This is a genomic window from Ekhidna sp. (assembly GCF_965228795.1).
Lineage (GTDB): Bacteria > Bacteroidota > Bacteroidia > Cytophagales > Cyclobacteriaceae > Ekhidna.
Genome location: NZ_OZ245839.1, coordinates 510363 through 537226 on the forward strand (window position 1 = coordinate 510363; position 26864 = coordinate 537226).

The 26864-nt window shown below is 40.7% G+C and carries 32 protein-coding genes; 17 read left to right on the forward strand and 15 right to left on the reverse strand.

Features of this window, described 5'->3' with window-relative positions; all coding sequences use genetic code 11:
- The first annotated feature begins 32 nt into the window (after positions 1-32).
- The 3 genes from ACQK2H_RS02250 to hemB are packed head-to-tail and all read left to right on the forward strand — an operon-like array spanning position 33 to position 1620.
- Complete coding sequence (locus tag ACQK2H_RS02250; protein ID WP_425389853.1) at positions 33-281, forward strand: type II toxin-antitoxin system prevent-host-death family antitoxin; 249 nt, start codon at positions 33-35, stop codon at positions 279-281.
- A complete protein-coding gene (locus ACQK2H_RS02255) occupies positions 278-655 on the forward strand; it encodes a type II toxin-antitoxin system VapC family toxin (RefSeq protein WP_425389854.1) in 378 nt (125 codons plus the stop codon). The genes ACQK2H_RS02250 and ACQK2H_RS02255 overlap by 4 nt, the downstream gene beginning before the upstream one ends.
- Complete coding sequence (gene hemB / locus ACQK2H_RS02260; RefSeq protein ID WP_425393119.1) at positions 649-1620, forward strand: porphobilinogen synthase; 972 nt, start codon at positions 649-651, stop codon at positions 1618-1620. Before ACQK2H_RS02255 ends, hemB begins: the two co-directional genes overlap by 7 nt.
- Here the strand turns inward: hemB and ACQK2H_RS02265 are convergent.
- The 4 genes from ACQK2H_RS02265 to ACQK2H_RS02280 form a co-directional block, all read right to left on the reverse strand.
- Positions 1577-2407: a hypothetical protein gene (locus ACQK2H_RS02265; protein ID WP_425389855.1), complete on the reverse strand. Its 831-nt coding sequence runs from the start codon at positions 2405-2407 to the stop codon at positions 1577-1579. The two genes, hemB and ACQK2H_RS02265, sit on opposite strands and share 44 nt — an antisense overlap.
- A gap of 75 nt (positions 2408-2482) precedes the next feature.
- Positions 2483-2860, reverse strand: a complete 378-nt coding sequence (locus ACQK2H_RS02270; protein ID WP_425389856.1) for a co-chaperone GroES — start codon at positions 2858-2860, stop codon at positions 2483-2485.
- Between the two features lie 28 nt (positions 2861-2888).
- Positions 2889-4238, reverse strand: coding sequence for a DNA recombination protein RmuC (gene rmuC / locus ACQK2H_RS02275; protein ID WP_425389857.1), 1350 nt, complete (start codon positions 4236-4238; stop codon positions 2889-2891).
- Between the two features lie 39 nt (positions 4239-4277).
- Complete coding sequence (locus ACQK2H_RS02280; protein WP_425389858.1) at positions 4278-4994, reverse strand: pyridoxine 5'-phosphate synthase; 717 nt, start codon at positions 4992-4994, stop codon at positions 4278-4280.
- A 50-nt stretch (positions 4995-5044) separates the two neighbouring features.
- Here ACQK2H_RS02280 and ACQK2H_RS02285 point away from each other — a divergent pair, with 50 nt between their 5' ends.
- From ACQK2H_RS02285 to ACQK2H_RS02330, 10 genes are all read left to right on the forward strand, one after another.
- The gene (locus ACQK2H_RS02285; RefSeq protein ID WP_425389859.1) at positions 5045-5494 is read left to right on the forward strand and encodes a GatB/YqeY domain-containing protein; all 450 of its coding nucleotides are present in this window, start codon (positions 5045-5047) and stop codon (positions 5492-5494) included.
- A 1-nt stretch (position 5495) separates the two neighbouring features.
- The gene (locus ACQK2H_RS02290) at positions 5496-6047 is read left to right on the forward strand and encodes a CvpA family protein (protein WP_425389860.1); all 552 of its coding nucleotides are present in this window, start codon (positions 5496-5498) and stop codon (positions 6045-6047) included.
- Between the two features lie 23 nt (positions 6048-6070).
- Positions 6071-6706 carry a hypothetical protein gene (locus tag ACQK2H_RS02295; RefSeq protein WP_425389861.1) on the forward strand — a complete coding sequence of 212 codons (636 nt, stop codon included), beginning with the start codon at positions 6071-6073 and terminating at the stop codon, positions 6704-6706.
- Positions 6703-7575 (forward strand): NAD kinase, encoded by an 873-nt coding sequence (locus ACQK2H_RS02300; protein ID WP_425389862.1) that lies wholly within the window; start codon positions 6703-6705, stop codon positions 7573-7575. The genes ACQK2H_RS02295 and ACQK2H_RS02300 overlap by 4 nt, the downstream gene beginning before the upstream one ends.
- A 157-nt stretch (positions 7576-7732) precedes the next feature.
- Positions 7733-8821 (forward strand): hypothetical protein, encoded by a 1089-nt coding sequence (locus tag ACQK2H_RS02305; protein WP_425389863.1) that lies wholly within the window; start codon positions 7733-7735, stop codon positions 8819-8821.
- A 3-nt stretch (positions 8822-8824) separates the two neighbouring features.
- Positions 8825-9514, forward strand: a complete 690-nt coding sequence (locus ACQK2H_RS02310; protein ID WP_425389864.1) for a DUF6089 family protein — start codon at positions 8825-8827, stop codon at positions 9512-9514.
- Positions 9515-9583: 69 nt separating this feature from the next.
- Entirely contained in the window at positions 9584-10318 is a 735-nt protein-coding gene (locus tag ACQK2H_RS02315; RefSeq protein WP_425389865.1) for an isoprenyl transferase, read from the forward strand.
- Positions 10315-12969, forward strand: a complete 2655-nt coding sequence (locus ACQK2H_RS02320) for a BamA/OMP85 family outer membrane protein (RefSeq protein ID WP_425389866.1) — start codon at positions 10315-10317, stop codon at positions 12967-12969. The genes ACQK2H_RS02315 and ACQK2H_RS02320 overlap by 4 nt, the downstream gene beginning before the upstream one ends.
- Before the next feature lie 24 nt (positions 12970-12993).
- A complete protein-coding gene (locus tag ACQK2H_RS02325) occupies positions 12994-13527 on the forward strand; it encodes an OmpH family outer membrane protein (RefSeq protein ID WP_425389867.1) in 534 nt (177 codons plus the stop codon).
- Between the two features lie 72 nt (positions 13528-13599).
- On the forward strand, positions 13600-14127 hold the full coding sequence (locus ACQK2H_RS02330; protein WP_425389868.1) for an OmpH family outer membrane protein: 528 nt from the start codon (positions 13600-13602) through the stop codon (positions 14125-14127).
- Between the two features lie 50 nt (positions 14128-14177).
- Here ACQK2H_RS02330 and chrA read toward each other — a convergent pair whose 3' ends face one another.
- The 6 genes from chrA to ACQK2H_RS02360 are packed head-to-tail and all read right to left on the reverse strand — an operon-like array spanning position 14178 to position 20076.
- Positions 14178-15359 (reverse strand): chromate efflux transporter, encoded by a 1182-nt coding sequence (gene chrA, locus ACQK2H_RS02335; protein WP_425389869.1) that lies wholly within the window; start codon positions 15357-15359, stop codon positions 14178-14180.
- 3 nt (positions 15360-15362) lie between these two features.
- Complete coding sequence (locus tag ACQK2H_RS02340; protein WP_425389870.1) at positions 15363-16325, reverse strand: isopenicillin N synthase family dioxygenase; 963 nt, start codon at positions 16323-16325, stop codon at positions 15363-15365.
- Positions 16326-16375: 50 nt separating this feature from the next.
- A complete protein-coding gene (gene recO, locus ACQK2H_RS02345) occupies positions 16376-17053 on the reverse strand; it encodes a DNA repair protein RecO (protein WP_425389871.1) in 678 nt (225 codons plus the stop codon).
- A complete protein-coding gene (locus ACQK2H_RS02350) occupies positions 17053-19218 on the reverse strand; it encodes a hypothetical protein (protein WP_425389872.1) in 2166 nt (721 codons plus the stop codon). The genes recO and ACQK2H_RS02350 overlap by 1 nt, the downstream gene beginning before the upstream one ends.
- Positions 19169-19756: a thymidine kinase gene (locus tag ACQK2H_RS02355; protein WP_425389873.1), complete on the reverse strand. Its 588-nt coding sequence runs from the start codon at positions 19754-19756 to the stop codon at positions 19169-19171. Before ACQK2H_RS02355 ends, ACQK2H_RS02350 begins: the two co-directional genes overlap by 50 nt.
- Complete coding sequence (locus ACQK2H_RS02360; protein WP_425389874.1) at positions 19756-20076, reverse strand: 2Fe-2S iron-sulfur cluster-binding protein; 321 nt, start codon at positions 20074-20076, stop codon at positions 19756-19758. The genes ACQK2H_RS02355 and ACQK2H_RS02360 overlap by 1 nt, the downstream gene beginning before the upstream one ends.
- Before the next feature lie 18 nt (positions 20077-20094).
- On the opposite strand from ACQK2H_RS02360, the gene ACQK2H_RS02365 reads away from it, so the two are divergent.
- The 4 genes from ACQK2H_RS02365 (at position 20095) to ACQK2H_RS02380 (ending at position 23120) form a co-directional block, all read left to right on the forward strand.
- A complete protein-coding gene (locus tag ACQK2H_RS02365; RefSeq protein WP_425389875.1) occupies positions 20095-21366 on the forward strand; it encodes a hypothetical protein in 1272 nt (423 codons plus the stop codon).
- 65 nt (positions 21367-21431) lie between these two features.
- Positions 21432-21986 carry an RNA polymerase sigma factor gene (locus ACQK2H_RS02370; protein ID WP_425389876.1) on the forward strand — a complete coding sequence of 185 codons (555 nt, stop codon included), beginning with the start codon at positions 21432-21434 and terminating at the stop codon, positions 21984-21986.
- Positions 21983-22798: an anti-sigma factor gene (locus ACQK2H_RS02375; RefSeq protein WP_425389877.1), complete on the forward strand. Its 816-nt coding sequence runs from the start codon at positions 21983-21985 to the stop codon at positions 22796-22798. The genes ACQK2H_RS02370 and ACQK2H_RS02375 overlap by 4 nt, the downstream gene beginning before the upstream one ends.
- 82 nt (positions 22799-22880) lie before the next feature.
- Positions 22881-23120, forward strand: a complete 240-nt coding sequence (locus tag ACQK2H_RS02380; RefSeq protein WP_425389878.1) for a hypothetical protein — start codon at positions 22881-22883, stop codon at positions 23118-23120.
- 46 nt (positions 23121-23166) lie between these two features.
- On the opposite strand, the gene ACQK2H_RS02385 is transcribed toward ACQK2H_RS02380, so the two are convergent.
- From ACQK2H_RS02385 to ACQK2H_RS02405, 5 genes are all read right to left on the reverse strand, one after another.
- Positions 23167-23895, reverse strand: a complete 729-nt coding sequence (locus ACQK2H_RS02385) for a hypothetical protein (protein ID WP_425389879.1) — start codon at positions 23893-23895, stop codon at positions 23167-23169.
- A 1-nt stretch (position 23896) separates the two neighbouring features.
- The gene (locus ACQK2H_RS02390) at positions 23897-24655 is read right to left on the reverse strand and encodes a hypothetical protein (RefSeq protein ID WP_425389880.1); all 759 of its coding nucleotides are present in this window, start codon (positions 24653-24655) and stop codon (positions 23897-23899) included.
- A gap of 78 nt (positions 24656-24733) precedes the next feature.
- Positions 24734-25468 (reverse strand): DUF6090 family protein, encoded by a 735-nt coding sequence (locus ACQK2H_RS02395; protein WP_425389881.1) that lies wholly within the window; start codon positions 25466-25468, stop codon positions 24734-24736.
- A complete protein-coding gene (locus ACQK2H_RS02400) occupies positions 25465-26166 on the reverse strand; it encodes a hypothetical protein (protein WP_425389882.1) in 702 nt (233 codons plus the stop codon). Before ACQK2H_RS02400 ends, ACQK2H_RS02395 begins: the two co-directional genes overlap by 4 nt.
- Positions 26163-26861, reverse strand: coding sequence for a DUF6090 family protein (locus ACQK2H_RS02405; protein ID WP_425389883.1), 699 nt, complete (start codon positions 26859-26861; stop codon positions 26163-26165). Before ACQK2H_RS02405 ends, ACQK2H_RS02400 begins: the two co-directional genes overlap by 4 nt.
- Positions 26862-26864: the final 3 nt, after the last annotated feature.

Below are 26864 nucleotides of genomic sequence, written 5' to 3' on the forward strand. Positions count from 1 at the left end.
ACGTTTTTAATATAAAGCGTACATTTGTAATGATGACTGTAACAGAACTTAGAAAGAACATCTTTAAAGTCTTTGACGAAGTACAAAGGACTGGGAAGCCTATTGAGGTTTCTCGAAAAGGAGAGAAATTTTTGCTTAAGCCGTTATCATCCAAAAAATCAAAACTTAGTCACCTTAAGAAAGAGGGTATTATCAAAGGTGACTCTGATGATCTTGCTGAAATTAAAGTTTGGGATATCAATGAATGGATAGAACCTGATATTTTGGATGGCAAGCAATGATTTTCCTTGATACTCACGCAATTTTGTGGCTCCATGAAGAGGAGTTTGATAAATTTTCTGATTCGACACTGAGCTTGATTAGGGAAAATGATCTTTTCTATTCTACAATATCACGAGTCGAAATTCATTACCTTAATCAAAGAGGAAAGATTACTAAGCCTGCTATAAGGCTCCTTCATGATATGGAAAATAGGATTGGTATATTAAAAAGCCCATACTCTATTGATGAACTAACGTATAATGCTCTTACCATTCCTTGGACAAGGGATCCTTTTGATTTACTGATCTCTGCTGAAGTGCATAGCAAGAAAAAGCATACGTTAATAACGCGGGATCGTACCATTTTGAAAAACTTAAAAGAAGCTATCTGGTGAGAAGACCAAGAAGAAACAGAGCATCTGCTGCAATCCGAGACCTGGCGCAGGAAACCACACTTACTACGAATGATTTCATCTTCCCACTGTTCCTTTTGGAGGGAACTAAAAAGAAATCGGAGGTTGAAAGCATGCCTGGTATTTATCGACTTTCTGAAGATCTGATGCTGAAAGAGATCGAAGCATGTCTCAAAATGGGCATTAAAGGGTTTGATGTATTTCCTGTCGTGGAAGAGAAGTATAAGGACAAGACAGCAACCAAAAGCTACGACCCTGATTTTTTCTACCTGAAGACGCTCACCAAAATCAAAAAAGAGTTTCCGGAGGCACTCATCATTACTGATGTGGCCATGGATCCATACAGTAGCGATGGCCATGATGGAATCGTGGAGGACGGCAAAATCCTCAATGATGAAACGCTCGATATCTTAGGACAGATGGCTCTGGCTCAGGCGGAGACGGGAGTGGATATGATCGGCCCTTCGGACATGATGGATTTTCGTGTCGGCTATTTGAGAAATGTATTGGACGAACAGGGCTATACTAATACAGGCATCATGAGCTACACTGCCAAATATGCCTCGGCATTTTATGGTCCGTTTAGGGATGCTTTGGACTCAGCTCCAAAATTTGGCGACAAGAAAACCTACCAAATGAACCCGGCAAACAGTGATGAAGCAATTGTCGAAGCGGAGCTTGATTTCAATGAGGGGGCCGATGTGTTAATGGTGAAACCTGCGCTTGCTTATCTGGATATCATTCAGCGATTGAAATCAAATTTTAACATTCCGATTGCTGCCTACAATGTTTCCGGGGAATATGCCATGATAAAAGCAGCCGGAGAAAAAGGATGGTTGGATGCTGATAGGGCAATGATGGAATCGCTACTTTCTATTAAAAGAGCGGGGGCAGATATGATCCTTACCTATTTTGCGAAAGAAGCTGCTGCACATCTTGGCCATTAGCCGTCAGTGCATCAGCATTTCGAATCAAAAACTTTACGAATAGCGATTTATAGAATTTTCCATTTGGCATTTCCAATGCTTCTTGCCAGACAGGTAAGGCGAGCTCCGGACTAAGTTCCAAATCCAATGCTTTAATAATTAAGTCAGCAGCTTTTTTTTCATAGACCTTCCCGGGTTCTAATTTGACCGTGTAATTTTTGGATTCAATAGTCTCTCCGGCAAATGTGCTACTGATTTTGAAGTTGAAAATTCCGTCACTCAATCCATAAGTTTCTGGCTTAAGTTGGTAGCGTGATGGTTGAGTTCTGAAATCCTGAATTTTGTTTCCATTGTTATCACTGACGGATAGTACATAGTTGACAACCGGCTCATCATACAGGTGCCAATAAACTTCAAATGGATCATTTTCATTCCAAACCAGATAACCCGACCGATCAAAAGGGGGATATAATACGGTAATTATTTTAGTAGGGTCAAAGACGGTACTGTCTTTATACAAGACATCCAACATCGGACGCTCACTCCGATCCTTAAACTTTTCCGGTTTTAGGTAGAAGGTGAAAATTGTTTCAGTATGTTCATATGTGGTTCCTCCTTCATGAACCAGGCTTACAAATCCACCATCAGCTATCTCGATTGAAGTTACATCATCAACGTATTGAAGTGGTTCTACAGGTGTACCGTAAATATTGGCATATTTGGCAACCAATACCTGAAATGGCTTTTCGTCCTGAGCAGATAACGGGTAGGTTGCACATAGAATTAGAAGGCCAATTAGGATTCGCATCTTCTCATTCGGTTAATCTTTTATAAAAGTAAGAATTAACCGAATAATCTCTTAAGAAATGGCAGGAAATTACAATTAATCGAATAAGTCTTCTTCCCGTTCCAACATCAGAATGGAAGATTGTGGAACGATGAAGTATTTTTCCTGATTGTATTGCACCTCGAAAGCTCCTTTCTGAAGAAAAATTGCTAAATCACCTTCTTTAGCTTGCAAAGGGATGTATTTGATTTTTTCATCCTCAGGTTTCCATTCTTCCTCTTCAACAGCATGAGGTATCGGATATCCCGGACCGGCTTTTACGATGTATCCGCTTTGTACTTTTTCTTTTTCATGAACCCCGGGAGGAAGGTAAATCCCACTGGAAGTTTTTTGGGGCTCTTTTACAGGTTTGATCAATACACGATCACCTACCACAATGATATTTTTCAGCTTATTGTCTGAAGTCAATTCCATCTCAAAAAATTAAAGTGCAAACTTACGATTAAAACAACTCCGGAGTGTCCTCATCGTCTTTGGCTCCAGCACGATGTAAGAGTTTTTCATCCATCGATTTTGAGGTCTTGGAGCCTAGCTCTTTGAGTCGTTCTGTTTTTCGAATGAGGTTGTCTTTTCCTTCGACCAGCTTGTTCATGGCCTGACCATACTGCTGTTTTGATTTATCCAGAGACTTCCCAACTTCTATCAGGTCATCAACAAACGCTTTGAATTTATCATAAAGCGCCCCACCCTGTCTGGCAATCTCCAATGCATTTCTATTTTGATATTCATGCTTCCAAATGCTGGAAACGGTTCGAAGCGTGGCAACCAAAGTGGCCGGACTAACGATAATAATGCTCTTTTCATGTGCATCATTGTAAAGCTCTCCGCCATGCTGAACTACTAATGAAAAAGCGGATTCAATTGGGACAAACATCAGTACATAATCCAACGATCCACCATCGAATAGCTGATGATAATTCTTCTCGGCCAGTCCCTTTACATGCGCTTTTACAGATAGGATGTGATCTTTCAGATGTTGTTCTTTTCTAGCCTCATCCTCCTCATTCATGAATTTCTCGTACGCAACCAGAGACATTTTCGCGTCGATGACCAGATTTTTGTTGTCAGGTAATTTGATGATTACATCAGGTCGTAATCTTCTGCCGGCTTCAGAGTGAAGTGTCTCCTGAACGAAGTATTCCCGGTCTTTCTCAAGTCCGGATTTTTCAAGTATTCGCTCCAAAATAACCTCACCCCAATTACCCTGCATTTTTACGTCTCCCTTGAGTGCTTTGGTTAGGTTCTCAGCCTCTTTGGTCATTCGATCGTTTAGCTCACGTAATCCGATGATCTGCTCTCGAAGTGCCGTACTTCTTTCCAGACTTTCCTTATTAGTCTGTTCTACCTTTTTCTCAAACTCCGTTAGTTTCTGACCAAGCGGATTTAAGAGTTCGTGTAGATTCGTTTTATTCTGATCAGTAAACTTCTTACTCTTCTCCTCGAAAATCTCATTTGCGAGATTCTTAAACTCAGTAGTGAATTTTTCCTGAAGCTGACCCAGCTCTCCTTTTTGCTCCTCAAGTCTGGTTTGAAGGTTTTGATAATTGGCTTTTAAGGTAGCGTTCTGATTGTTCAGATGGATAACTTCTTCTCGTTCTCGTCTGAGTTCTTGGTTGATTTCCTGAAGCTCTTCAGACAGTTTCTTTGAGCGCTCCATTTCGAGCTTCAGCTGAATTTTCAATTCATCACTTTCAGGAACGTTCCGGTTACCTTTTACTCTATAGACCAACCAACCCATTGGCACCCCAATGGCTAAACCCACCACTAAAAAAATCAAGCTAGAAATTTCCATCAATCAAAAATAAGCATTTTACTAAAATGTTTAGCAAAATTATTTGTTCAACTCTCGCAAATACATCTGGATGGTGTTTTCCAATCCATAATAAATGGCATCACAAACCAGTGCATGTCCAATTGAAACTTCTTCAAGATACGGAATTTGTAGCTTTAAAAAGTTAAGGTTTTTTAAGTCCAGATCATGGCCGGCATTTAACCCCAAACCAATCTCACGCGCATGTTTAGATGACTGTGCATAATCAGCAATGGCTTTTTCTTTATCAGCATGATAAGCTGAAGCATACATCTCTGTGTACAACTCCACTCGATCAGTACCGCACTTCTTAGCCCCATCCATCAGTTTATTTTCCGGCTCAATGAAAATGGAAGTTCTCACTCCCCAGCTTTGGATCTGACGGATGATTTCTGACAACATTTTCTCATTTTTGATTGTATCCCAGCCGGCATTGGAGGTCAGCACATCTGGCGGATCGGGCACCAGGGTGGCCTGTGCAGGCCGTACTTCTTCAATGATTTTCATAAACCGATCATCAGGATATCCTTCAATATTAAACTCGGTTGTGACAACATCCTTCAAGTCATAAACATCCTGTTTAGTAATGTGTCTTTCATCCGGTCGGGGGTGAACAGTGATTCCCTGAGCACCAAAACGCTCACAATCCTTAGCCACCTGAACCACGTTTGGGTTGTCTCCACCCCTTGCATTTCTAAGGGTTGCGAACTTGTTGATATTTACACTTAGTTGGGTCATAGCTTAAGAATGTTTTTCTTCGCAAAGTTGTTCATTTAAAAACAATGATTATGAGTTTAAAATCCACAATTGAATCAGAAATAAAACAAGCGATGCTCAACAAAGACAAAGACCGTCTGAGAGCACTACGGGCAGTTAAATCCCAGATTCTATTAGCTGAAACGGAAAAAGGAGGAGGTGGAGAGCTTTCTGAAGATGCAGAAATGAAGCTCTTGACAAAAGCTGCAAAGCAGCGAAAAGACTCCATCGAAGTTTTCGAACAGCAGGGAAGAGATGATCTAGCTGCAACGGAAAAGTCTGAATTGGCTGTAATTGAAAGCTTTCTTCCAAAGCAACTTTCTGAAGAAGAGGTAGAAGCTGAAGTCAAAAAAGTAATCGAAGAAGTGGGAGCCTCGGGTCCGCAGGATATGGGAAAAGTGATGGGAGCTGCAACAAAAAAACTGGCCGGCAAAGCAGACGGAAAAATGATTTCTACGTTAGCTAAAAAACTGCTAAGCTAATTTGGAGACACTCGATATTATTATTCTGGCACTCTTAGGTCTTGGTGCGTTTAAGGGTTACACCAGAGGATTTATTGTAGAAGTATGCTCATTTGCAGCGTTTTTCATTGGTCTTTTTCTGGCTTTAGAACTAACTATTCCTGTTTCCAAAGGATTATTTGGTGGGAGCAGCTATTTTGAGATAGCTGCAGTGTTGGTTTTTATTGGATTGTTTGTTCTCCTAAGCCTGGCGATCAAAGCTGGAGCCAAGGCCTTAAAGAGCATGATCGATATGACCATTTTTGGATCATTAAACAATTTGGTAGGTGCTTTTGCAGGGGTCGTAAAATGGGCTTTTATAATAAGCATTGTCTTTTGGGTATTTGAATCTGTAGGTTTTGAAATCCAAAGAAGATATGCAGACGATACTATCATTTTTCCGTATATTGTAGATATAGGTCCTACAATATTTGAATGGTTAAGTCAGGTTTTGCCGTTCATTAGAGACCTGATTGATTCAATGGATAATTTGCCAGAAAAGGATACATATATCACTCAAAATGTAATAAAATGATTGCCGAGCAACTCATAAATTATATGGTACCACCACTGAAGCCGAGCGATGACATTGCGCGTGCTAAGCAGTGGATGGATGAATTCAGAGTAAAAGAACTGCCTGTTGTAGAGGGTGAAAAACTGTTAGGGTTCGTGTCTGAAGAATTATTATATGATTCAAAGATTTTTCATTCAGAGGTAGGCGCGTATCCCTTAATTGGACAGTCGTGTTTAATTGCTGCTAGTAGTCATTATTATGACATACTCAAAGTGCAGAATGAGCATCGAATGGATATGGTGGCTGTCATTAGGGAAGACAAATTCCTGGGTGTGGTCCTTATCTCAGATATTTTGAGAGAATTTGCAAAAACAGCAATTGTTAATTCAGTAGGGGCAATTGTGACATTGCAATCAAGCTTGAATGATTACTCGCTTTCAGAAATCTCTCGCGTTGTTGAGATGAATGGCTCTACCCTGCTGGGAGCCAACGTAAAGCCTGACCAGGATGATCCCTCATTGATAGAGATCGTTTTGCGAATTAATCACCAGGATGTCAATCAGATCGCTACCGGTTTAGCTAAAAGTGGCTATAAAGTGACATCATCATTCAATACAGAAGACAACTCATTTGATGAAAAAGATAGATTTGGACTCTTAATGAAATTTTTGGATCCATGAGCGACGTAAAGAAAATTGCTTTGCATGGACTTGTGCTAGAGCCTGATTCTGAAAAATACCTGACTCAAATCATAGACCGACTGGAGATAGAAGGTGTTGAAATTTGGTTTACATCTCTCTTTAAATCAAGGAACAAAAAGCTCATCAAAGGTGACAAAATCGTTGATCAAATATCATCGGACTTTCGAGCAGTTTTCAGCCTTGGAGGAGATGGTACATTCCTGGAAACATTGCTTTGGGTAGGAGCGACAGAAGTACCAATCCTCGGGATAAACATGGGGCGACTGGGTTTTTTGGCTTCAATCGCTAAAGAATATATCAAGGAGTCACTCTACTTATTATTCAAAGGAAATTATGAGATTGAGAGCAGAGCATTGATTTCTCTCGAAACCAACCTTGATCTATTTGAAGGCAAAAACTATGCACTCAACGAATGCGCTATTTTAAGGAAGGATTCTTCTGCAATGATCATGGTCAAGTGTTACATCAATGACCAATACCTAAATACCTATTGGGCGGATGGATTAATGGTAGCAACTCCAACTGGTTCCACCGGCTACTCTTTAAGTTGTGGAGGACCATTAATGATGCCTGATTCAAAAGATTTTGTTATCACGCCAGTAAGTCCGCATAATTTGAATGTGCGCCCATTGATAGTTTCAGATGATTCAGAATTGCGATTTGAAATAGAAACCAGAAACCGAAGCTTTCTGATATCACTTGATTCCAGATCCGAGACCATTGAAAATGACGTAAATATCGTTGTAAAAAAGGCTCCCTTCAAAGCGAAATTGATTCGTATTGAAGGAATAAACTTTCCGGATACCATTAGAAATAAGCTGGGATGGGGCTTTGATAAGAGAAATTAAATGTAATTTTTAGGTTCTTTTTGTCGAATCATCCTAAAAATGGGATGAAAAAGACAATGGATTGCATAGTTTTAAGCTTTGACAATCAGCTATTTTGTTCAGTTTAAATACGATTAGAATAATCTAACTCGTATTTTTGTGTTATAAAGAGTGAATTATGAAACTCAGAAACCTACTAGTAATTATTCTTTCTATCGTGATGATAGGTCTGGCTGATCAAGCTGAGGCTCAGCGCAGGAATAAATACAAAAAAAGAAGACAGACCAATAGAAAGGTATCACACTATAAGGGTGGTGTTCGTGGATACGGACGATTTGAACCATACATTTTCGTTGGAGCTCAGATAAACGCCGGAAACTACTTTGGTGATTTAGCACCTGTGAATAAAGCAGCCAGTACGGACATCTCATTTACACGTCCCGGATTCGGTTTGTTAGGTGGATATAAGTTTCATCACTCTATGGCAGTAACTGCAGAGCTGAATTGGGTGCGAATTTTTGGAGATGATTTTGCCTCAGACCCGGGATCGGAAGATGGATTTCCACGATATGCCCGAAATCTCAGTTTTAGAAACGATATAAAAGAATTCCGCTTAGCCCTTCAAATATTTTTAATACCAAATTATGGAGGACCAAACGCACGTCTGCCATTCAATGCCTATTTGTCAATTGGAGGTACAGTTTTCCATCACGAACCTATGGGTAAGGTACCCGACTTTGATTATCAAAGTGAAGGTACCGATGCAACCACAGCAGCACCACAGGCGGGTGAGTGGGTGAAGCTACGACCGCTAGGTACTGAAGGTCAAAATTTAGGGATAGTTGAACCGTATAAATCAATTTCTTTTGCGGTTCCGGTAGCAGTAGGTGCTCAAATGAGACTTCCGGGCACTCAATTTACTGCAGCGCTTGAGCTTGGTTTACGATATGCTTTTACAGACTACCTGGATGATGTAAGTACTAATTATGTTGGTCTTGAACAATTCGATGACCCGTTGGCAAGAATCATGTCAGATAGAGGTGCAGTACCGGTCAGCTCAAAAGGAGATGCACGGGACTTATCGTCTCTTCGAATTATAAATAACCACGGTCAGGGACACAATTATTACATCGAAGGAAACGTTGGTTCAGGAATAGATGGCTCTCGTCGAGGTAATCCTGATGATGATGATATGTTCTTCATGACTCAAATTAAATTGAGTTATGTGCTCGGGGGAACCACACGACGAAGAGCAAAATACAGGTAAGCATTGCGAAAAGCACTTTCTTTTTCCCTACTGTTAATCAGTCTATCCTCATTCTCGCAATTCATTGAGTTTGGAGGAGGAGTAGGTGCTATGAATTATTCCGGAGACTTGGTCAGGGGTTATAGCTTTAGTACCAGCTCGCTGGCTGGAACCGGGTTTTATCGAATGAATTTCTCTGAAATAGTGACACTGAGGCTGGCCTTAACTGTGGGAACTGTTAAAGGCTCAGAAACGCCGATAGATGCATTTGCAGTTGAAAGAGGGCATTCGTTTAGTTCTACAATTCTGGAAGTATCGTCAGTATTCGAGTATCACTTTTTGGACTTTAAAACTGAGAATGCTCGCATTAAATACTCTCCATACATTTTTGGAGGAATCGGATTTATCAATTTTGCTGATGCTCCTACGAGTGAAGGCGTAGGCAAGATTCAACCTGTATTACCTGTTGGAGTAGGCTTTAAGCACCTCATTCAAAAGAAATACACAATAGGGATAGAGGCGGGAGCACGGAAGACATTTTTTGATTATTTAGATGGTATTTCAGACAATGATCAGACCATAAAAGATTATCAATACGGTAACCCAAAGGATGATGACTGGTACTTTTTTACAGGTATTACCTTTAGTATAACACTCTTTAATGTACCGTGCCCATTCCCATATAGACCTAACCAATCAATTCTTTCCCGTTAATAGAAGTTAAATCATTGGTTACCATTCCCTTTAAGTAAAAAAAAGCCCATTTTTGTAGCCTTTTTGAAAATGGCGTTGGACGAACTGAGAAACCAAATATCGAGTGAGAACATCCCTAAGCACATCGCGGTGATTATGGATGGCAATGGACGATGGGCTCAAAAGCAGGGGGTGAAGCGAATATTTGGCCACCAAAATGCAATTGAGGCGGTACGTAGTGCAACTGAAGGCAGTGCAGAGCTTGGCGTGGAATACCTGACTTTGTATGCGTTTTCTACTGAAAACTGGGATCGACCTAAATATGAGGTGGATGGTTTGATGTCATTGTTGGTAAATACCATTAAAGATGAATTGCCGACACTTCAGAAAAACAATATCAAACTTGCTTCAATTGGTGATATTTCAGGTCTTCCGAAAAACGCTCAAGGCAGATTGGAAGAAGCAGTTGAATTAACAAGTGAAAATACCGGAATGCAATTGGTGTTGGCGCTTAACTACAGTGGCAAATGGGATCTTGTACAAGCTGTAAATGATATTTTGGAAAAAGGAATGACCTCCATCGAACCATCAGACATAGATGAGCATCTATCTACTAAGGGGATGCCTGATCCTGATTTGTTAATAAGGACAAGTGGTGAAATGCGGATAAGTAATTTCCTCTTGTGGCAACTTGCTTATTCAGAATTACATTTTACTGATGTACTTTGGCCTGATTTTAGAAAAAAAGATTTACATGAAGCAATTATCTCTTACCAGAAGAGAGAGCGAAGATTTGGAAAGACGAGTGATCAAGTGAAAGCATGAAGAAAGCATTAATTATAGTTGTGGCTTTGTTTGCCATCGGTGAAGTATACTCTCAGGTAGTATTTGGAAGGGACCAATCTAATCAAACAGGTGGTGTTTCCATCAACTACTCTAGCCCGAAGGAGTATGAAATCGCAGATATTGAAGTGAGAGGGGTACAATTCCTTGACAATAACGCACTGATCTCTTTGTCCGGCTTACGAGTTGGTGATAAGATAAAAGTGCCGGGAGATGAGATCACAACGGCCATTAAAAAGCTTTGGAATCAGGGAATTATTGGTAATGTTTCTATCTACGCCTCCAAGGTGGAAGGAGATAAAATATGGTTGATCATTGAGCTTACTGAGCGTCCACGATTGACCAAATACATCATTGAAGGAGTAAATAAAACCAAACAGGGAGAGATTGAAGAGAAAATCGGTCTTATTAGAGGCAAGGTTTTGACCGATGTTGTGATAAAGAATACAGAGCTCGCTGTACAGAAGTACATGGAAAGCAAAGGCTTTTTAAATGCCGAAATCGATGTTTTTCAGCAAAATGATACGATTCTTAGAAATAGTGCATATCTAAAAGTAGTCATCGATCAGGGTCAGAAAGTAAAGATTAGAAACATCAAGTTCGACGGCAATGATGAGTTTACTTCAGCCAAACTCAGATCTAAACTAAAGAAGACAGGCATGGTGCCTAAGTTTTCACTGCCTACAGAAATCATCGAGACCACTGCCAAACTCATCTGGCCACCGAACCTCATCAATTTCATTAAAGAGTCCAAAGAAGTATCAAAAGAGGACATGAGAGAGTACATGGCTACTCACGTAAACCTCAATTTCTTTAAGCCTTCGAAATATGTGAAGGATGACTATGAGGCAGATAAAGACCTTCTTTTAAGTTTTTACAACTCCAAAGGATATCGCGATGCGGAAATAGTCTCCGATACCATTTACGACATCTCTAATAAATTCATGAATATCAACATGACTATTGAAGAAGGAGATAAGTATTACTTCAGAGACATTTCCTGGACAGGAAATTACATTTACTCTGACGAACAACTTCAGCGTATTCTTGGGATTGAAAAAGGAGATGTCTATGATTTAGACCTTGTAAATAAAAAATTAAACTTCAATCCAACTGGGGTAGACATCAGCTCACTTTACATGGATGATGGTTATCTCTTTTTCAGCATTACCCCTGTTGAAGTAGGGGTGGCTCAGGATTCTATCGACCTGGAAATGAGAATCTATGAAGGAGCTCAGGCAACCATTAATAAAGTATTAATAAGTGGTAATGATAAAACCAACGATCATGTAATCCTGAGAGAGCTAAGAACTCGTCCTGGTGATAAATTCAGTAGAGCAGACTTAATACGAACGCAAAGAGAGCTTTCACAGCTTGGTTATTTCGATCCGGAGCAAGTAAATCCGAATGTGGTGCCAAATCCTGTGAACGAAACTGCTGACATAGAGTGGCAGCTTGTTGAACGGTCAAATGATCAAATTGAGCTTTCCGGAGGATGGGGAGGAGCCTTTGGGTTTGTGGGAACCTTTGGTGTTTCGTTTAATAATTTCTCAGTAAGAAACATCACCAAGCCGGAACATTGGAGAGGCTTACCTGTGGGTGACGGTCAAAGCTTGTCACTTCGTTTTCAGGCAAACGGTAGAACCTTCCAGAGTTACTCATTCAGTTTCGTTGAGCCGTGGTTGGGTGGAAGAAATCCCAACTCTTTTGGCTTGAGCTACAGCAAATCCATCCAGCGATCCATCAACAGGTTTACAAATGAAACACTGGGATGGTTGAAGGTAACAGGTATTTCTTCATCTCTTGGAAGACGAGTGAAGTGGCCGGATGACTTCTTTACCGTAAGTACCGGAATCTCCTATCAGCGATATGATTTGTTCCAGTTTAACAGTAGATCATTAGGCTTTCAAACAGGGGATGCAAATAGTGTGACTTTCAATACTTCAATTGGACGAAGCTCAGTGAGTCAACCAATGTACCCGCGAAATGGCTCTAGTATTTCATTGGCAGCATCATTTACGCCTCCATATTCACTGTGGAGAAACCTGGACTATGAAAATGCAACAGCTCAGGAAAGGTTTAAGTGGCTGGAGTATCATAAGTGGAACTTTGATAGTAAGTATTACTTAACATTAGCCGGGAAATTAGTATTGGCTGCAAGGGCTCACTTTGGATACATTGGCTCATATACAAGCAAGGCTGATGTAGGACCATTTGAAAGATTCCAGCTTGGTGGGGATGGTTTGACTGGACAAAACTTCCTGTTAGGAACAGATGTGGTAGGATTGAGAGGATACCCAAACAATTCGATCACCCCATTTGATAGAGAAAACAATATCGAAGGTGGTACCCTATTCAATAAGTATGTAATGGAGATTCGATATCCAATTTCATTGGCTCAGTCGGCGACTATTTATGCACTTACTTTTGTTGAGGGAGGTAACAACTGGGATAGATTTGCAGAGTTTAATCCATATAACATAAAAAAATCTGCAGGTGTAGGCCTTAGAATCTTCATGCCAGCGTTTGGACTTATGGGAATTGACTGGGCTTACGGATTTGACCGGGTACCGGGCTCACTTCAAAATGCCGGTCCGCAGTTCCACTTCTCCATTGGCCAACAGATACGCTAATGTGAGTGTCTAAATAGGAAACTTATGAAAAAGATATCATTACTGCTTTTTGGTCTGTTTTTTACTGCTGTTACATTTGCGCAAAAATTTGGGTATGTAGATACCCAATATATTTTGGAAAAAATGCCGGAGTATAAAGATGCTCAGGCGGAGATTGAAAAACTAGCCAAGGGATGGGAAAAAGAAATCCAGGAGTTATACCAGCAGGTAGAAGCAATGGAAGTAGAATTGCAGGCAGAAGAAGTATTGCTCACGAAGGAAATGTGGGAGGAACGCAATGCTGAGATTGAAAGGAAGTGGAAAGAGGTGAAGGAATATCAGCAGTCTATCTTTGGTTTTGACGGACTATACTTTTTGAAGAAAAAGGAGTTGGTCAAACCAGTTCAGGATCAGGTTTTCGAAGCGGTAGAGCGAGTTGCAAAGAACAATCGCCTTCAAATAGTATTTGATAAATCCGGAGACCTGGTGATGATCTACACAGATCCCATCCATGATTATACTGATTTTGTACTTGAAGATCTTGGATTGGTAGAAAATCAGAGTGTCGGAAATAATTGAGCATAATAATTGAACCTTAACAACCAAAAGGGCTAGCGCCCGAACTATAAAAACGAATAAAGTTAATTTGATATGAAAGCTAGAATTTTACTAAGTACTGCCCTTGCTGTGATCGGTTTTGGAGTAATGGCGCAGTTAAAAGTAGGCTATACAAATGTAGAGTACGTTTTGAGCCTAATGCCGGAAGCAAAACAAATTGAAAGTGAGCTATCTGCTTATGACAAGCAGTTGTCTGCTCAGCTAGAGGCTAAATACGCTGATTACCAAGCCAAGGTGGCGGATTATCAGCAAAACGCAGCTAACTACACAGATGTAGTGCGTGCCGATAAAGAAAATGAGATTGTGAACCTTCAGACCTCTATCCAGGAGTTTGAGCAAAATGCACAAAACTCAATGATCAGCAAGCGAAATAAATTGCTGCAGCCGGTATTCGAAAAAATTGGAACTGCCATAGAGCAAATCTCAAAAGAGAATGGATATACGCATGTATTTAACATGAGTGCGGGAGGTAGCAACATACTACTTTATGCAAGAGAAGAGGATAACGTAACCAATCTTGTATTGAAGAAGCTAGGTATTGATCCACCTGCAGGAAACTAATCCAACAAAACAGGATACAAAGCCTCATCGAACCATCGGTGAGGCTTTTTTTATGCCAGTATGATTCCGAAAATCAATCCGACCAAAATGATTATCGGAGTAGGCACTTTTGTGAAATGCATCATCCCCACTGTACCAAAGAGCAAAATAAAATTGATTGGTTTTTGCTCCATTGGCGTGAATAATAGAAAGGCGGCTGCAATTACCATCCCCGCACTGACAGCCGTTATTCCCTCAAGGGAAGCTTTTACTATTCGGTATTTCTTCAGCTGCTCCCAAAATCGGATAATGAAGAAGATTAAAAATGTGCCTGGCAAGAAAATCCCCGCTGCAGCCGCACTTGCTCCCAGTATCTGCCCTCCTATCCCAAAGTCACGCGAACTCATTGCACCTACATATGCGCTGAATGAAAAGACAGGACCGGGAATAGCCTGAACAAATCCATATCCGGAGATGAATTCCTGAGCTGTGAGGTATTCCTTAAACTCAACAAACTCTGTATAAAGTAGAGGAACCAACACTTGTCCACCACCAAAAATCAAGCTTCCATTCCTGTAGAAATTCTCAAATAATTTGATCGGTTGATACTGTGTTACTCCCCCTAGTATCGCAGCAGCTATCAGTACTGAAATCCATAAAATCAGGTTGGCCCATTTTATGTTGATTCGTTCCTTTTCTTCGATTGGTTGTCTCTTATATTTCCATGTTGTCGCGAGCCCACCAAATATGATCAGTACGGGGAATGCGTATGGTGATTTAAAAACAAAAGAGGCAAAAGCAGAAAGTATCATTAAGCCAACTCCGACCTTTGTATTTACAACTTTGATTGCAATACGATAAGAGGAATATGCCACAATACCCACGGCAATCGGTTCAATGAACCGTAGAAAATCCAAGGATATATTTAAATCCTGAGCTGTGGTGACTAGAATAGCGAGGGATGTCATGATACAAAACGCAGGGAGCATCCATACGAGCAGCGTCAGATATGCAAGGTTAGGCCCACCTATTTTATATCCCAGAGCAGTGATTGTCTGTGTGGAAGTAGGGCCTGGAAGTATCTGACACAATGCATATAGCTCTATTAGATCTTCTTCCGTTAGATAGGCCCTTTTTTGAACTAACAGGTCCAAATACATGCCAAAATGTCCCTGCGGCCCTCCAAAAGCGGTGAGAGACAACACAGAGACATCTTTCAAAAAAATGATATTTCGTACCCGTCTGATTGACATTACCTATGCCTTGAGTCCGATTTCTCTTAATCGTTCATCTAAAAACTCTCCGGCAGTGATATCTTCAAATGCTTTCGGGTGTTCCTCATCAATGCAATTTTCAAGGCATGTCAGGTCCATTTCTGAAACCGGATGCATAAAAAATGGAATAGAGAATCGGGAAGTGTGCATAAGTTCACGCGGAGGATTCACTACACGGTGGATGGTAGACTTCAGCTTTCCGTTGGTATGTCGCTCCAGCATATCTCCTACATTCACCACGATTTGCTCCGGCAGGGCAGTAATAGGAATCCACTTTCCGTCTCTACGCAGCACCTGCAATCCATCGGCACTGGCTCCCATCAGAAGTGTAATGAGGTTGATATCTCCATGTTCAGCAGCACGAACCGCATCAGGTGGTAGTGAGTCCGGGTCATCAATTGGGAAATAATGGATCGGACGAAGGATGCTGTTTCCTTCTTTCACCTTCTTATCAAAATAATCTTCAGGTAGCTCCAGGTATAAAGCAATCGCCCGTAGCATTTGCATACCGGCTTTTAATAAAGTGAGGTATGCTTCTGTGGTGTACTTCTCCAGCTCAGGAACTTCATTGGGCCAGATGTTTTCAGGATAATCTTCTCTTTGATTCTGCTCAGGCTGCCCCACATGGAAAAACTCTTTGAGGTCTCCCGTATTTCTGCCTTTAGCTTTTTCTCGCCCTTTGCTGATGTATCCTCTTTGTCCAGCTAGCTCTATGATTTCATATTTCTTTTTAACCTCGTCGGGCAACCGAAAAAACTTCTCAACAGCTGCATACAGATTTTTAGTCAGATCATCTGATAAACCGTGGTTCTTGACTGACACGAACCCAATATTTGTATACGCTTCACCCAAAGCGCTAACAAATGCTTGCTTCTTTTCGGGGGAACCGCTGGTAAAATCTGCCAGGTCCAGTGAGGGAACCTGATCGTATAATATCTCTGCCATGACTCTTAGATTAGTACTACAATTTAATTCAGAATAAAATCAACCGAAAATCAATTCAAAATACTGCGCAATACATCCAATGATTTTGGCCTTGGAATATGTGCATGGTGCTGATAATAATTCAGAATGGCTTCCAGAATTGCGCTTCGGGAAGTTCTATTCATTTGAATATTCGCTCCATAGTCTTCCTGCATCAATGCTTCTATTCGCTGAAATTCTTCAGATGAAGGTGCCGTTTGTTCCACAGAACTGAATAAATGATCAATTTCATCGATTGCGTATCCCAAATAAGGCCCCACCTTCAATAAAAACTGCAAATGGAAATTGGCAACTCCTTCCTTGATTGTATCAAATGCCTGAATTGATTCCTTAGCAAAATTAAAAAGTTGTTGATTGGGTGACTGCTCAGACTGAAGCAATTTTGAAAAAACCTCTGTGAGAAAAAGGGTTACTGCGTTTTTTGTTGGGTCACTGTGTAGATGATGTAGTGGAATATGGTTTTTAAACTCAGATATGCGCTGGAGGTCACGGCTTTCTTTCACATACATCACCAGTTCTAATATAGAAAATGGCTGAAAATAACCGATGCTCTTCTTTGACTTTTGGCTTCTGATCGAATTAACTATGTAAGATCCAAATCCGAAATCTTCTGTAAAAATTCTGACGATAATAGAGTTATCACCGTATTTGATATATCCGAGAACAATCCCTTTTGACTTAACTACCATTAGCGTATGACAGCTACTTTTCCAATGTAAGTCTCTTCCCCACTCGAGGTAGCACTAAAGAACAAATAGATGCCGGTATTCACTGTTCCGCCCCTTACATTCCGCAGATCCCATGAGGCAGTACCTCCATTGGCGTTTAGTTCTTTTACCAGATTCCCGTTTAAATCGGTGACCTTCACATTTGCGTTTTGCGCCAGGCCTGATAATCCCACTAGTCCCTGATATTCCGGCCTTACAGGGTTTGGAAAAATAGTCACATTGCGATGAGCCCTGGAGCCAATTGAGGATGAGCTGCGATAAGAAACCATTCCTTTGTCAGTATATATAAATACTTCTCCGTTGGAAGCATTGTACTCCATTTGAATGATTCTATTCGAAGGGAGTGGGCTGTTGCCTTCGTTAAAGACAGCCACTTGTTCGGATGTATTTTCATCATAAACCCAAATTCCATTATTCGTTCCAAACCACACCCGGTTTCCACCATCGGTTATTACCGCATTGATGGCCTCTCCTTCAAAAAGAACACGGTTTTCGAATGTGGGTCTTAAAGCTTCAGAACTAAAGAAAATAAACGAGGCGTCAGGAAAAACAGCCGGGCCTCTTGGTGTTGCCACCCAGGCATTGTCCTCTACACTAATGTCAATGTCAATGAAGGATGAAGGAAGGCCGTCAGCTGAGTTGAGTATATCGGCACTTTGATCAGATGGATCAAAAACAGTTATAGCTCCGGATGATGCCCCTAGCCAGCCAATGCCGGTTTCTGATAAGTCAATGGTTAAAATCTCATTGGTAAAAAGCAGGTTGCTTGTGAGTGATGTCCAGGTATCATCTGCTTCTAAAATATGAATGGGGTTGTCACTCCCAAAGCTGGACACCCAAAGTAAGTCATTCCCGGCCAAGGCAGTAACAACTGTGTCAGGGGTAGGTGAACTCCCCGGTATGTCTTTTATTATTGTTTCGGAAGCTTCATTATATAAGCCGGCACCAATGGAGGCATAGTACCGAACACCATTAGCATCAGCGATATCCGAAACATTGTAAAACCCCTCTATGGATCGGGTTTCCCAACTGCCATTGGAGAATACTGAGAAAGCCGACTCTTGTATGGAGCCATCATAAGAAAAGGGAGAAGGAGCATGAAAGCCGAACATCTCATTGCTTAAGACTCTGAAATTTGAGAAGTTGTCTGATATGGGTCCATCCGGATTTAATTTAGTTCCATTTTGATCGACTAAGCCATTTTCTTCGGTTGCAAAATACAACGTGTTTCCATCGCTTATAATGTCGTTGATGGTTGACTCTTCTACTGTAGAGACTAACTCAAAAGTGTTAGTATTAAGTGCATAAATGTTTCCTGATTCAGCTGTCATTAACGCGTCATCAACAGCAAACAATTTGCTTGCACCACTTGGCAGATCAATGCCTGTATCGTTCCAGTTAGATGATAATTTAAGAAGGTTGATCCCTGACTTGGCATAAATCTCATTCCCTACTTTAACCAGATTGGTATAGGAGCTACTTCCCGGATACCGTCTCCAATTACTGAAGTCCAGCAGGTTTTTATTGAGACTCCCTGATTGGATCCCTTCGTCTGTTTGGATAAATAGTGAGTCGTTTCGAAGATAAATATCCAAAACAGCTACCTGATTACCTCCGGATCCAATATTGACATAGTTTTCCTTGATTTCTGCTGTTAAGGTTTTTACAACGATAATACCAATATCTGTTGCCAGATAGGTGAGGTCATTACCATAAGTGGCCGCATTTATTGTTTTGTTGACATCCAGATTGGTATTGGCCAGGTCAGCGATGGAAAGAATTTGATCCTCAAATACAAAATCAATAAAACCGGATCGATATCCGATGACTAGTATATTTTGAGAGCTGTTATAGTTGAGAGCTGAAATGCCTACATCGGAAAGTCCATCAATCTTGGAAAGTTTACGTGTTTCACCAGTAGAAATCACGCGAGAGAACAGGCCATTTTGTGATGCACAAAATAATTTGTCAGCGGTATTGACCAAATGCTTTGCATTGGAGTAGCTAAAGTGTGTTCTCCATGTTCCGATCGCAATATTTTGGGCCAAAAGGCTGCTTGCCAATAGCGCAAACAAGCTATTTAGCACCCATTGCCTCATGGAAGCATGATCTGCAAAGTGCCTCATAAATATCCTTTTCACCTAAAACTATTGTTTTCTTGGATTTAGTACGTCGATGGGAATAAGAAGCTACATTTCCACACTGCATACACACTGCATGCACCTTAGTAATGTACTCGGCTATGGCCATCAGAGAGTCCATAGGTTTAAACGGTCTTCCTTTAAAATCCATATCCAGCCCTGCCACAATCACTCGTTTCCCCTGATTAGCCAGCTGATCAGCGACGCTCACAATGTCATCATCGAAGAACTGTGCCTCATCAATACCGACTACTTCACAATCACCAGCACGTAAAAGGATGTCATTGGAAAAATTGACCGGAGTAGACGGGATGCTTGAGTCCTTATGGGAAACGATCTTCACCTTATCGTATCGTTTATCTACAGCAGGTTTAAAAATTTCCACATGCTGATTGGCCAGCATGGCCCGGTTTAACCGTCGGATTAGCTCCTCGGTCTTACCGGAAAACATGGACCCGCAAACCACTTCAATCCAGCCCCCTCTACGGAGCGTTCCTTTACCGATATGCGGTTCTACAAACATTATTCTGAATAATTCAAATGTGGTAACTGTGTTTCTTTTGGTACCTCCACCGTCACATCTCCGGAAATATAGGTCTGGCAGGTGAGGCGCTCATCACTTCGCAATTTATTCAATTTAGCATACTGGTCTTCTGGTCTTGTTTTTCCCGACAAATGCTCAGATCCTGTAAGAATCCGAGCTTTGCACGAGGTGCACCGTCCCTTTCCACCGCAAGCGTGCATCCAGTCGGTTGCTGAAAGCAAAATATCCAGCAAACTTTCCCTTTTATCCTCACAATGAATAGTTTTACTTTGTAGGTTAGCTATAATAACATTAGGCATCCGTATCAAATTTCAAGAATGCAAAAGAAACTAAACGAAGACTTTATAGACAGCTATTGCGAGAAATTTGCATCCAAAGTGACTGCCGATTTTTTCAAAGACGGCAAAGATGTAATCACCGGAAAGGAAATTCTGAAGGTGACCCCCTCCAAACAAGTCAATTTTTTTGTCATCAAGTTGCTTTTTAGGTACTGGCAGGAAGAGACCAAAAAGCTGGAGAGCCCATTCTTCAATTATAAGCATGAAGAAGTTCGTCAGGCGATGATCCAATTTATGAATGTGTTATCTCAGCACATTGAAATCAACAAAGAGAAGTTTGAGACGTTGCTCAATCATGCGGTAAAGGATACAATTTACCTGGCAGCCATGCCACAAGCTTATGTGGAAATAGACCTGGACAGCCGGGGTGTGGAGCAAATCAAAGAAAAGTCTATAGAGGGGACGGTTAAGTACCTTAAGATCCACAAGAAGGAAATCCACAATTTCCTTTCAGATATGAAAGGGTTGACTGTGGATGATGTCATTGATGAGCTGCCTGATGAATTTGATGATTTTGATACCACGGAAGCTGTAAAAGCTGAATGCGAGCTACTAACTCAGGTGCTGGAAATCAACCTTGATAAGGTGTTTTCGGATGATCCTGACATGGATGATTTTGATGATGATGATTTGTTTGAGCCAGGAGAGGAAGATCTTATTGACGAGCGTCCAAAAAGCAAGCAACCTACTGATCCACCGAAGGTAGAGCAAGAGAGTGAGGGTGTAGAGATGGATGCGGAAGATGATGCGATGGCTGATGGAGACATGGATCAGGATTCACCATCTGAGGGTGCTAAAGCCATCATTGAAGAAAAACAAGAGGCTTCAAAAGTAGCCGAAGCTCCTGCTGAGGAAGCAACTCCGGAAGAGGAAGAAGAGGAACCTAAAAAGTCTGTACGTCCACCGGTAATGCTGGAGGATGAAGACAAGGAAGACGACTTTCCTGAAGAAACCATCAATAAGCAATTTGAGAAAGAGGAGGAGTCATTGGCAGAGCATCACGAAAAAGCACCCAAAGAAGGGAGTATTTTAAGCTTGATTTCTCTCAATCACCGCTACATGTTTATCAAAGAGCTTTTCCGAAATGATAAAGAAGAATTCGAAAAGGCATTGATTGAATTGGAAGATTACGACACCTTTGATGACTCTGTGGAGTTCCTGGTACAAGGCTATGCCAAGCAAAATGAATGGGACATGCAGTCGGATGAAGTGAAGGAGTTTTTGAAAGTCTTGTTTAGGAGATTTAGGTAATCAGATCAATCTCATTTTATTTAATCAAACCTCATAATTAATTCCTATTTTTAGGTTTGACAAGAATGCCTCAGACCAACCAACAAATCGATCAGGATCAATTGGTCGCCCAGCTCCGGGCGAAGCAGTCTGATGCATTCAGCTATTTGTACGATAATTATTCTGCAGCGATTTACGGATCCATCACCCGAATCATTAAGGATGAAGATGTAGCAACTGAAGTACTACAGGATGCCTTCATGAAATTTTGGGATAAGATTGATCAGTATGATTCTTCAAAGGGCCGTTTTTTCACCTGGATGGTGAATATCAGCCGAAATCTTGCGATCGATAAGCTTCGATCAAAAGAAATGAAGAAGGTTGGGAAAACCGATAATATAGAAACTTACGTAACTGGTATTGAGCGTGACAAACTAAACCACATGCAGGTAGACAGCATTGGTCTAAAGGAAACGCTTACCTCCCTTCGTGATGAAGAAAGATTCATTTTGGAGATGGTGTATTTTAAAGGGTATACCCAATCAGAAATTTCAGATGAATTTGATATTCCTCTCGGCACAGTAAAAACGCGCCTGAGAATGGGGTTGAAAAACATGAGAAAAGTTTTGCAAGTAGAGTGAACATAGAAGAATACATATCGTCAGGCATACTGGAAGCCTATGTGATGGATCAGCTTTCACCAGCTGAGCGCACAGAGGTGGAGCAGGCCCTTGCCAAGCATCCTGAACTTAAAGAGGAGCTTGAGCTGATAGAGCTATCTATGGAGTCACTTGCTTTTGCGAGCGCTGTGAAGCCACCCTTAGGTATAAAAGAGAAGCTGATGTCTCAGATTGATACCAATACCAATGAGACTGAGCAAGAAAAGGAAACCCCGGTGGTGCCAATGGGCCAACAACAAAGTCTGAGTGTTTGGAGATATGCTGCAGCAGCCTCTATTGTGATTGCTTTGGGTTCTGCGTTTATGGCTTTCAACTACTGGAACAAATGGCGATCGGCAGAAAGCCAGCTTTCCGACCTGATTGCTCAGAATCAACAATTTGCTGACAATTACAATCAGGTAAATCAACAGCTCGATGATATTCAAAATGCAGTTGCCATCATGAACAATACGGCGTATAAGCGGGTAGTAATGAATGGAACGGATAATGCGCCAGGAGCTCAGGCCACCGTATACTGGAACGAAGCTACTGCTAATGTTTATCTAAGCATCCAAAACTTAAAAGCACTTTCGCAAGATCAGCAATACCAACTCTGGGCCATTATAGATGGAAAGCCGGTAGATGCCGGAGTATTTGACCCTTCCAATAGTAACTTCTTAGTCCAAATGAAAAATATCACCACCGGTGCAGCTGCCTTTGCCGTAACGATAGAGCCACGTGGTGGTAGTGAAAACCCTTCGCTGGAGACCATGCAGGTGGTAGGAAATGTCTAACGGCAGAAGAGAATTTTATAAGTAAACATCAGACAGGCACTTCAGTTTATTAGTATTGCAGACTGACAAGTTAACCCAGCCCATGTTCGGACTCTTTAAGAAGAAACCCAAAGAAAAATTACCCCCACAGTTAATGGATATTGATGGACAGCTCATTCAGGAAGGTGATGAGGTGATGTCACATCGGTATGAGCTTGGTAGGTGCAAAGTAGAACTGGAGGGCTTGCAGTTCTTTTATGTATCTATAGAAACAGGCAAAAAAGTAAGCTACGTCAAAATGATTGACGCAATTACCGGCAATCAAAAGGTGAAGAAGGTCTGAATCAGACCGGTTATCATGATAGCATGAAATTTTTATGATTCCTCTCTTAAAACGAATGATCTTCTAATTGTTTAAGGACCACATTAAGGGAAGCTATAGCCTCTGCATACAAACCCTTTTGCGTTTGGGATTGGTATTGACGAGCAATGATTAATGTCTCAAGCGGCCGGTCTGCAAGTAAGGATTTTGTGTCAAGCGAAGGTATGGGCCTGGGGTCATCCCGATATTGCTCACTGGAAAAGCTGAAGGTATTGGATTGGCTCCATAAGTAGGCGTATTTATCAAAAATCAATGGCTCATATTTATCACGTATGAAGTTGTTGGAAATGTTTTCCCTAGCTATGATTTTATCCGTGAGTGCGTAATACTCTCGAATGTTTTGCTGAGTGTTGTTTGAAAAAAGCGAGAGACCTCCTGAGTTATCCAATGCGTTAAAGCCTGTTTGCTTCGGAGAAAAGTTGTATTCGAGAATCAGTGAAACGATGTAATTGCTTGTATTGGAATCTATCGGATCTAATGTTTTGAATTGTCGGAAGAGTCGCATACAGGAGTTGATGTTTGCCTCCATTTGGCTGTTCAGTTCTTTTAAATCCGCCAAGTCAGCTTTCATGTCTTGAATTAAAACTTCCTTATGGACTTGTGCTGTATTTTCGAGCTTTCGATTCTCGTTCCAGTTGTTGAGAATAAAAGCGCCCAAAATACCAATGGTAATCACCAGGATTTCGAGGAGGTATTCAGGCCATTTCTGAGCGAGGGTGGATAGGATTCGTTTCATGTTAATCCTCCATGAGATTTAAACGATTAAGAATAGTGGAATCATTTGCTGCCGATTTTTGGTACGGTGATTTTATAGCGTCAAAGTCAATATTACTTTCATTTTCAATCATTTTAAGGATACCGGCACCCACAACCTTTCGGTGATTCGTCCTTTGAATAAGAAAGGATGAAATACCTACGGTATAATCCAGAGCAATTCTGAATTCATTTAGGTTTTTTAATTGCTCAAAATCAGCAGGTTTTGCGTTTTGTGCGTAATGATAACTAGTGAAATACTTTGGGTACAGTTCACCTAACAGGTCATTTAAGGATATGGGGATATCTACAAAAGATTTCGAATCCTGATAATAGTGAATAATTTCGTTTTTTAGCGAATCGTCATCTATGATTTCAATTCCCACACTATTCAGGCGGTCGAATGCCGTATAATCGGATTCCATAGAGGACACAAGATCCAATTGGGCTAAAGCTGTATCTAACCCCTGAGTGTAGGGCTCATCATTTTTGACGATCATTTTCAATAACTCGGCACTATTTTTTGCTTTTTCTAAATTCTTCAGGTTCCATTTCATATTCGTAGTATCCGAGCGAATGCGACTATGAAGCTCCTTAAATAACTGATTCTTTTGATCATTTACTTTTCGATTTTCATTCCAATTGTTCAAAGCAAAAGCTCCGAGAATACCAATGGTAATCACGAGAATTTCGAGAAGGTACTTGTACCATTCAGCATGAAGGTGTTCAATTATTTTTTTCATAATAGATCATTTGTTCGGGCCTCCTCCCGATAACCATCGGGACTATCGAGATTTGGGAGAGGGTTTGGAATATTCGCTTCATTGATTTGAAATTTCTTGTTCAATCGTTTTGATAATCTTATTTCCCAGCTCAATGATTGCTTTTCCATCCCTTACATTAAAAGCAAGATTCGCTTTTCGATGTGCCAGCACATCAAGGAAGCGCCGATCGGTAAAAAGTCCTTTATAATTACTCGGAAAGTAATCATCTGATAGTTTTCCATGAATTTTACTGAAAACCCAGTTTTTGTAGAGGTTATTGGCCAGGACGTACTCGGAAAGAACTTCTGTTGTAAGTGACATTTGGTTTTCAATTCGGTCTTGCTCTTCCAGCATTTCGGCCACCAGCCATGGCCATTTTATCAAAGTTTCTTTGAGGTCACTATTCGAAAGATTAATGATTCCTCCGGAACTAAAGAGCATATCCAGACTACTAAATTCATTATTGAAACGATATGAAATATAGAGGTAACTCAATAGACTATCCAGTTCGTTATTTCGATTCTCATATTCTTTATTTTCAATTCTCAGATAGAGTGTATCAATGACTTGCAGGATGTTTGACCTTACTTCCTGAATGGTTTTTATCTCCTCAACACGTGTTTCAAAGTCGCTTCTTAGATTGGTCAGTAGTTCTATTTCTTGTTTTCTTGTCTTTCTATTCTCATTCCAATTATTCAATGCAAAAGCCCCCAAAATACCAATGGTGATCACAAGTACTTCGAGGAGGTATTCCGGCCATTTTTGAGAGAGTGTGGATAGGATGCGTTTCATGATTCGTGTAGTTGTTGATCAATTTGAGCTAAGACCTCTATCAAGGATTCGAGGCTTTTTTGATAATGACCAATCCCAATTTTCCTAAGCCGTGCCGACATAGAGAGTAGGTTTATGAATTCAACATTCTTTTTTAAGGATTCAAAATCATTGGGACGAGCCAGTTTGTTGGCAGGATCATCTAGTCGCCTTATGTTTTTGGTATGGAAAGGGATCATATCAGATTCATACAAAACCCATTCGGCCCGATCATAATCAGAAGTGATGAACGTCAATTCGCCTTCAAATAAATTGACAATTGCGTTTCTTAAATTTCTATCCTGAATAATTTCAATTCCTCTGGATTTTAATGTTTCATAGGCGGTAGAGGTAATATATGGACTTCTCCAACCGGCTAAGCTTCCAAAACAGCTATCTAGTAGTTCAGTATAAGGTAGGTCTTCATCGATGAATCGCTGTATCGTTTCTATGTTTCGTAAATAGCTTGAATTAATTACCGTATCATGTCGGAAGTTAGTAATCGTTTTTTCCAGATCGGATCTCAGATCTATCAATAGCGTTTGTTCAACTTCTCGGGATACCCGATTTTCGTTCCAACTGTTCAAGCTGAAAGCACCGAGAATACCTATGGTAATCACCAGGATTTCGAGGAGATATTCAGGCCATTTCTGAGCGAGGGTGGTGAAGATGCGTTTCATTTGTTAGCTAATATTAATTGATCAATGGACGCTAGAAGTTGACTGGCCAACTCACAGGCTTGCTTATAATTAGATAGCATGTAGTTTCTGTAAAAACTGTTCATCGTGAGTACATTGTAAAAATCAGCGTCTGTGTAAATATTGACTTTATCGATCGGTTCCGCTTTACGAAAAATTTCGTGTACTTTAATTTTTTTTAGATACATCTCCATGAGTACTTGATACTGTACAAGGTGATCATCATTTGTTTCAAAATACTGTAGGTGTTTATCATACCAATCGTACAAAAAAACGATCTGGCGCCTCACCGAATCATTGGTTATGATATCAATTCCCTGGTTTTTAATAGACTCATAAGCACTTGTATTTGACACAAAGTGGACCGGTAGAAGCAGATTGCTTAGGTGGTATTCTATTGAATCAGTAAGTGGCTTTTTGTTTTTGATGTAATCGAGGACAACTTCGTTGGAATTCAGTTTGTCTCTCGTAAAATCATAATTGAAGTTCAAGTCTATAATGTCTTCTTTCAAATCCTTTCTCAACTCGGATAAGTAATCAAGTTCTTTTTTAGCATGTATCCGGTTTTCATTCCAATTATTCAATGCAAAAGCCCCAAGAATACCAAAGGTGATAACCAGAACCTCAAGTAAATACTCAGGCCATTTTTGGGAAAGTGTGGTTAGGATGCGTTTCATATT

Coding starts and splice junctions, on each gene's coding strand:
- ACQK2H_RS02250 (WP_425389853.1), top strand. CDS start 33: ATGACTGTAACAGAACTTAGAAAGAACATCTTTAAAGTCTTTGACGAA.
- ACQK2H_RS02255 (WP_425389854.1), top strand. CDS start 278: ATGATTTTCCTTGATACTCACGCAATTTTGTGGCTCCATGAAGAGGAG.
- ACQK2H_RS02265 (WP_425389855.1), bottom strand. CDS start 2,407: ATGCGAATCCTAATTGGCCTTCTAATTCTATGTGCAACCTACCCGTTA.
- ACQK2H_RS02270 (WP_425389856.1), bottom strand. CDS start 2,860: ATGGAATTGACTTCAGACAATAAGCTGAAAAATATCATTGTGGTAGGT.
- rmuC (WP_425389857.1), bottom strand. CDS start 4,238: ATGGAAATTTCTAGCTTGATTTTTTTAGTGGTGGGTTTAGCCATTGGG.
- ACQK2H_RS02280 (WP_425389858.1), bottom strand. CDS start 4,994: ATGACCCAACTAAGTGTAAATATCAACAAGTTCGCAACCCTTAGAAAT.
- ACQK2H_RS02285 (WP_425389859.1), top strand. CDS start 5,045: ATGAGTTTAAAATCCACAATTGAATCAGAAATAAAACAAGCGATGCTC.
- ACQK2H_RS02295 (WP_425389861.1), top strand. CDS start 6,071: ATGGTACCACCACTGAAGCCGAGCGATGACATTGCGCGTGCTAAGCAG.
- ACQK2H_RS02300 (WP_425389862.1), top strand. CDS start 6,703: ATGAGCGACGTAAAGAAAATTGCTTTGCATGGACTTGTGCTAGAGCCT.
- ACQK2H_RS02305 (WP_425389863.1), top strand. CDS start 7,733: ATGAAACTCAGAAACCTACTAGTAATTATTCTTTCTATCGTGATGATA.
- ACQK2H_RS02315 (WP_425389865.1), top strand. CDS start 9,584: ATGGCGTTGGACGAACTGAGAAACCAAATATCGAGTGAGAACATCCCT.
- ACQK2H_RS02320 (WP_425389866.1), top strand. CDS start 10,315: ATGAAGAAAGCATTAATTATAGTTGTGGCTTTGTTTGCCATCGGTGAA.
- ACQK2H_RS02325 (WP_425389867.1), top strand. CDS start 12,994: ATGAAAAAGATATCATTACTGCTTTTTGGTCTGTTTTTTACTGCTGTT.
- ACQK2H_RS02330 (WP_425389868.1), top strand. CDS start 13,600: ATGAAAGCTAGAATTTTACTAAGTACTGCCCTTGCTGTGATCGGTTTT.
- chrA (WP_425389869.1), bottom strand. CDS start 15,359: ATGTCAATCAGACGGGTACGAAATATCATTTTTTTGAAAGATGTCTCT.
- ACQK2H_RS02340 (WP_425389870.1), bottom strand. CDS start 16,325: ATGGCAGAGATATTATACGATCAGGTTCCCTCACTGGACCTGGCAGAT.
- recO (WP_425389871.1), bottom strand. CDS start 17,053: ATGGTAGTTAAGTCAAAAGGGATTGTTCTCGGATATATCAAATACGGT.
- ACQK2H_RS02350 (WP_425389872.1), bottom strand. CDS start 19,218: ATGAGGCACTTTGCAGATCATGCTTCCATGAGGCAATGGGTGCTAAAT.
- ACQK2H_RS02355 (WP_425389873.1), bottom strand. CDS start 19,756: ATGTTTGTAGAACCGCATATCGGTAAAGGAACGCTCCGTAGAGGGGGC.
- ACQK2H_RS02360 (WP_425389874.1), bottom strand. CDS start 20,076: ATGCCTAATGTTATTATAGCTAACCTACAAAGTAAAACTATTCATTGT.
- ACQK2H_RS02365 (WP_425389875.1), top strand. CDS start 20,095: ATGCAAAAGAAACTAAACGAAGACTTTATAGACAGCTATTGCGAGAAA.
- ACQK2H_RS02370 (WP_425389876.1), top strand. CDS start 21,432: ATGCCTCAGACCAACCAACAAATCGATCAGGATCAATTGGTCGCCCAG.
- ACQK2H_RS02380 (WP_425389878.1), top strand. CDS start 22,881: ATGTTCGGACTCTTTAAGAAGAAACCCAAAGAAAAATTACCCCCACAG.
- ACQK2H_RS02385 (WP_425389879.1), bottom strand. CDS start 23,895: ATGAAACGAATCCTATCCACCCTCGCTCAGAAATGGCCTGAATACCTC.
- ACQK2H_RS02390 (WP_425389880.1), bottom strand. CDS start 24,655: ATGAAAAAAATAATTGAACACCTTCATGCTGAATGGTACAAGTACCTT.
- ACQK2H_RS02395 (WP_425389881.1), bottom strand. CDS start 25,468: ATGAAACGCATCCTATCCACACTCTCTCAAAAATGGCCGGAATACCTC.
- ACQK2H_RS02400 (WP_425389882.1), bottom strand. CDS start 26,166: ATGAAACGCATCTTCACCACCCTCGCTCAGAAATGGCCTGAATATCTC.
- ACQK2H_RS02405 (WP_425389883.1), bottom strand. CDS start 26,861: ATGAAACGCATCCTAACCACACTTTCCCAAAAATGGCCTGAGTATTTA.